The organism is Candidatus Paceibacterota bacterium (genome assembly GCA_035404205.1).
Classification (GTDB): Bacteria; Patescibacteriota; Minisyncoccia; order UBA6257; family JAVHQB01; genus JAVHQB01.
This window is the reverse complement of the sequence record DAONGQ010000018.1, coordinates 1-5422: the sequence shown is the minus strand read 5'-3', so window position 1 is coordinate 5422 and position 5422 is coordinate 1. Positions and strand designations below refer to the sequence as shown.

The 5422-nt window shown below is 39.2% G+C and carries 5 protein-coding genes and 1 riboswitch; of the genes, 4 read left to right on the top strand and 1 reads right to left on the bottom strand.

Going from position 1 to position 5422, the window contains the following annotated elements:
- Nucleotides 1-398, bottom strand: a 398-nt coding sequence (locus tag PK547_02605; protein HPR91599.1) for a hypothetical protein, incomplete at its 3' end; no start/stop codon positions are given.
- Nucleotides 399-531: 133 nt separating this feature from the next.
- Between PK547_02605 and PK547_02600 the strand changes: the two genes are divergently transcribed.
- The 4 genes from PK547_02600 to PK547_02585 all read left to right on the top strand — a co-directional run.
- Nucleotides 532-1182 (top strand): recombination protein O N-terminal domain-containing protein, encoded by a 651-nt coding sequence (locus PK547_02600; GenBank protein HPR91598.1) that lies wholly within the window; start codon nucleotides 532-534, stop codon nucleotides 1180-1182.
- 147 nt (nucleotides 1183-1329) lie between these two features.
- A complete protein-coding gene (locus tag PK547_02595; protein HPR91597.1) occupies nucleotides 1330-3087 on the top strand; it encodes a hypothetical protein in 1758 nt (585 codons plus the stop codon).
- 16 nt (nucleotides 3088-3103) lie between these two features.
- A complete protein-coding gene (locus PK547_02590) occupies nucleotides 3104-4501 on the top strand; it encodes a glycine--tRNA ligase (protein HPR91596.1) in 1398 nt (465 codons plus the stop codon).
- Between the two features lie 120 nt (nucleotides 4502-4621).
- Nucleotides 4622-4737, top strand: a riboswitch (SAM riboswitch).
- Between the two features lie 76 nt (nucleotides 4738-4813).
- A partial coding sequence (locus PK547_02585) for an S-adenosylmethionine synthetase N-terminal domain-containing protein (GenBank protein HPR91595.1) occupies nucleotides 4814-5422 on the top strand: 609 nt, incomplete at its 3' end.

Below are 5422 nucleotides of genomic sequence, written 5' to 3'. Positions count from 1 at the left end.
CTATTTTTAGGAGCCAACCTATCTTCTACCACATAAATCTTCTTGGGATTAAGCTCGGGGAATCTAATTTTGGTGCCAAAGGGCAGCAAATTAGAAGCCACTATGCCATCTCTGACTAAAGTATTAGAAGCCGTGATAAAAGGAGAATCGTCAGTTTGGTCAACTGTTGAAGAATAAGCCGTTACCACGATTTGCATCGTTTTGACAGGTTTTTCGACTTCTTTAACAGCCTTAACCGTATTAGCAGCTTGTCCTTTTTGGTCTGGTGGCCAGTCTCCAAGAGCTGGTTTAACCTGTATATTAGCCATTAAAAAGGCGGCTAAAAGGCCTAAAATAACTTGTTTTGTGTATTTTGCGCGTTTAAGTGTGTGTATAATAGAGGAAACCTCCATAGACATAATTTAAATTTAGGCAACTAAAAAACTCCCTTAGTGGGAGCTATTGTTAATATGGTATCACCGGTATGGTTATTTTGTCAAGAGCTGCCAAAAAGAAGGTTATTTTGTTAACTTTTGTGATATAGTAGTCAATATGTTGTTAAGTACTCCAATTTACGTCTTAAAAAGCCAAAACCGGGGTGACTCGGATAGGGTTTATACTGCTTTTAGTAAAAAATACGGTAAAATAGAGTTTGTGGCTAAAGGCGCCAGAAAAACTTTGGCTAAATTAAGCGGTTATCTAGAACGCCCTGCCAAGGCTTCCGTATCTCTAACTGAAGGGCAGGGCCTAAAGCTTATAAGCGCCCTATCTCAGTCCCAGTACTTAGGCCTCAAGAGTAACTTAACCTCTCTGGGTTTGTGTCTGAAGGGGTTGGATTTAGCTGATAAACTTATTTTAGCCCCGGAACCAGATATTGGACTCTGGAAAATTATAGGCGGTTTCTTGGAGGCAGAAGAGGTCCTGGCAAAACATAATGCCCCCCTCTGGCAAAAATATTTGGCCTACTACTATTTTATTATTAAGCTTATTGCTATTTTAGGATACGGTTTTGGGGAAGACAGCAGCTTTGAAAATAAATCCTCGGCAGGGAAATGGTTAATAGCTTTAAGCCGGGCGAAAAATTTTAAGGAAGCCAGCGTCTTTTTTGACAATACAGATTTTCCCCAATATTTTGAAAAAGAATTTAAGGCCTGGAATGCTATTTTTAGAAAAATTATTAGCCGTATTCCTTCGCTAGAATAAAACTCTCTTGGCGAAGGTTTTATTTTAGGCTATAATACTTGCAACTATTCAATCTTTGATTAAAATATTTTTAATCTGAGGATTATGAATAGCGTCAATTCTTTATTTTGTAATTAAACTAAACATAATATATTTTGATTTAATCTTATGCCAAATCAAAACCTTACTGCCAACCCTCGCCCTAAGATTTCTTTCACAGGTATTCTTATCGGGTTAGGGATAGCTTTAGTTCTCGGAGGAGTAGCTTTTGGACTTTGGAAACTTTTTCAAAACAAGGGAGTAGCCTTCAGTTTTGAAGGACCAAATTCTATTGAAGCCGGAACTGTGAATGCCTATACTATTCATTTAGCCAATGATACTCGGATGGCTTTAAAAAATGCCTATATTAGCATAGATTTGCCAGATGGTGTTAAGTGGATGGACAAACCCGAGGCTCCCAAAGTTGGTTTAGACCTCGGTGACGTCAATAAGGGAGACATTTTTGATAAAACCATTCAACTTTTAATAGTGGGTGAACCGCGAAGCGCTAAAGACCTAAAAGCGACCCTCCGCTACCAAACCAGTGGTGTGGCTTCGCCTTTTCAAGTTTCAGATAATGTGCCAGTTATTTTAAGAGATTCGTTATTTACCGTAGAAGGAGATGTGCCCCAGCAAGTTTTAGATGGACAAACAGTGCCCCTGGCTTTACGTTGGGAAAATCGCTCTGCTCAAAATATGGATAATGTTAACCTTACCGTTACTTGGCCAGATAATTTTGTTTTAGTTGATTCTAATCCTAGGCCCACCACTGGTAATAATTCTTGGGATATCGGCAGTTTAGTGGCTGGCGCTCAGGGAGTGATTAATCTTAATGGCATTTTTAAGGGAGATGAGGGCGCCACCCAAAAAATAATAGCTTCGCTGAATACTATGTTAGGTGGCACAGCTATCACTTTAGGCAAAAATGACAGTCTCGGCACTACTCTGGTTCAGAATCCCTTGGCATTTGATATGCTTGTTAACGACAATCAGGTTGTTAATGCTAATCCGGGCGATTTATTAAAGGTGAAGCTGCACTATAAAAATAACTATAACGAAGCGATAAAAAATATGACCATCAAAATTACGTTTGATGGCACCATGTTTGATTTTAAAAAGATTAATCCAGGCAAAGGTTTGTTTAGCTCTAAAAACAAGACGCTCACTTGGAATAGCGGCAATACGCCGTCTCTTCTAACAGTTCAACCAGGAGGAGAAGGCACTTTGGAATTTTCCTTGCCAGTAGTGACTACCTATCCCATCAAGAAAGACAGTGACCAGAATTTCTTACTGACTTTATCCGGTTCCGTCACTACGGCTACGCCATTTGGCAGCCTTGGTAATTTAGCAGCTAACTCAGAGGTCAATGTAAAAATAAACAGCCAACCTGTACTTAGCCAAACGGTTTATTATAGAGATATTATTTCCAATTTTGCTAATAGCGGTCCCTTGCCCTTGCGCGCTGACCAGTCCACCACTTTTTCTGTCCACTGGAAAATAAAAAATTTCAGTAACAATTTAAATGATGTGAAAGTAAGCGCGGTTTTGCCAGCTGAGGTCTACTTTACCAACAAAGTAGCCGGCAACTATGGCGCCAACCCTCCTAGTTATGATGAAGCTACTAGAACGGTGAATTGGACTATTCCTACGGTTGCGGCTAATAGTGGCAACCTTACCAAAGCCATGGAGGGCATTTTCCAAGTAGCAGTGAAACCTTCATTAACGGATGTAAATTCCTCTATAAACTTCCTAGGGCAAACTACTTTGCAAGCTACAGACGCCTTTACCCAGCAACAATATAATGTGAGCTTGCCCGCTATCCAAACTTCTGATATTGCGCGCACGGATTCAAGTGTTGGTCTTGGAGATGGTATAGTCAGGCCGTAATAAATTTAATGATTATATGGATGATATTTCTTCAATGAGTTTGATGGACAAAATCGTCAACTTAGCTAAACGCCGAGGTTTCGTTTATCCGAGTTCAGACATTTATGGAGGCTTAGCCAACGCCTGGGACTACGGCCCCTTGGGAGTGGAACTGAAAAACAATATTAAAAAACTTTGGTGGCATTTTTTCGTGACTAGCCGTCGAGATATGGTGGGTTTAGACAGCTCTATCATTCTTAATCCTAAGGTTTGGGAGGCGAGCGGCCACGTGAAAGTTTTTAATGACCCGCTAGTTGACTGTAAAAATTGCCACAGCCGTTTTCGAGCTGATACCCTTATAGAAGAACAATTAAAAATGGATGTGAGCGGCAAAAGCTTGGAAGAACTTTCAAATATTATCGCTAAAGAGCCGGTAAAATGTCCTAATTGCGGCAAACATGATTGGACGGAAGTTCGCAGTTTTAATCTGCTTTTCGAGACGCATCTGGGAGTAATAAAGGACGACCAATCTCTGGCCTATTTAAGAGGGGAAACCGCTCAAGGCATTTTTATCAATTTTAAAAATATTTTAAACACTACCCGCCAAAAAATTCCTTTTGGTGTAGGACAAATTGGCAAATCTTTTAGAAACGAAGTCACTCCAGGCAATTTTATTTTCCGCACGCGCGAATTTGAACAGATGGAAATAGAATATTTTATCAAACCTAATGCATGGGAAGTTACTTTTGAAAAATGGCTCGAGACCATGAAAGCTTGGCTGCGTTTGATAGAACTCAAGGATAGCGATTTACATTTTCATGAAATAGAAAAAGAAGCTTTGGCTCATTATTCTAAAAGAACCATTGATATAGAATATAATTATCCTTTTGGCATGAGCGAGCTTTATGGCATCGCTTATAGAGGGGATTTTGATTTAAAAAATCACCAAACGGCCAGCGGGGTAGAAATGACTTGCACCGATGAGGAAACGGGAGAGAAATATTTGCCCCATGTAGTAGAGCCAACCTTTGGAGTAGAAAGAACCTTTTTAGCCGTCTTAGCAAATGCTTATACTGAAGAAGCTGTCCCCGATGCCAAGGGCGAAGAAGCCAATCGTATTGTTTTGAAATTACCTCAATCTTTGGCTCCCTACAAGATTGCTATCTTGCCCTTATCTAAAAAAGAAGAATTGAGCACTGTCTCTTCTGCAGTATTTGACCTCTTAGCGCAAACTTATACTTGCGATTATGACGAAACCCAAAGCATCGGTAAGCGTTATAGAAGGCAAGACGAAATAGGCACTCCTTATTGTGTGACCATAGACTTTGAAACCCTTAAGGATAAGGCAGTCACAGTAAGAGATAGGGATACTATGAAGCAAGACAGAATAGCGATAGAAAAATTAAATGAATATTTTTCTGCTAAATTAAAATAAACAGAATTAAAAGGGCACACGAAAAATACTGGTGCCTGCCAGTATTTTTTATTTGGCATATTTTTATGCAAGCTTGCATTTTGCCTTGCCTTTGTTATACTAATCGCAACAATTGAAAAAGTTTTATCAAGAGAGCGGGGAGGGAAATAGCCCAGTGAACCGCCAGCAACTTGTCATTAAATCAGTTTGATTTAAAAGATAAAGTGCTAAATCTATCCCTAGAGGAAGGATAAAATATAGAGAAATATAATTTAGTCGCCTTTAAGGTGACTTTTTTAATTGCCGTTATTAATTTTATTTTTTTGATTTAGTATGGAGAAAATTTATACTGCTGAATGTGTGAGCCCTAGGCATCCTGATAAAATTTGCGACCAACTGGCCGATATGGTTTTAGATAATTGTTTAAGGCAAGATAAAAATAGCCGAGTGGCTTTAGAGGTGATGGGCGGCCATGGGAAAATAATCTTTATGGGCGAGATTACCAGTCGGGCGAAAATTAATTATCAATCTGTTGTAAAATCTCTCTTAGGAGACAAGGCCAGTGACTATCAGGTTATAGAAAAAGTGGTGAGACAAAGTCCCGAAATAAGCAGGGGTGTAGATAAGGGCGGTGCCGGAGACCAGGGAATTATGGTGGGATACGCTTGCGATGAGAATGAAGCACATATTCCTCAGGAACATTATTTGGCGAGAAAATTGTGTCAGTTTATTTATAAAAAAAATCCTACTGATGGTAAAACTCAAATTACTCTAAAAAATAATAAAATTATTTCTTTAGTAGCCAGCTTCCAAAGCATAGAAACGCCAGCTCTCTTAAAATTAGTCAAACAATTTTTAACGAAAAACAATTTAACTGCACAGAATATTTATATCAATGAAGCTGGCGATTGGAATTGCGGAGGATTTGAAGCTGATACTGGA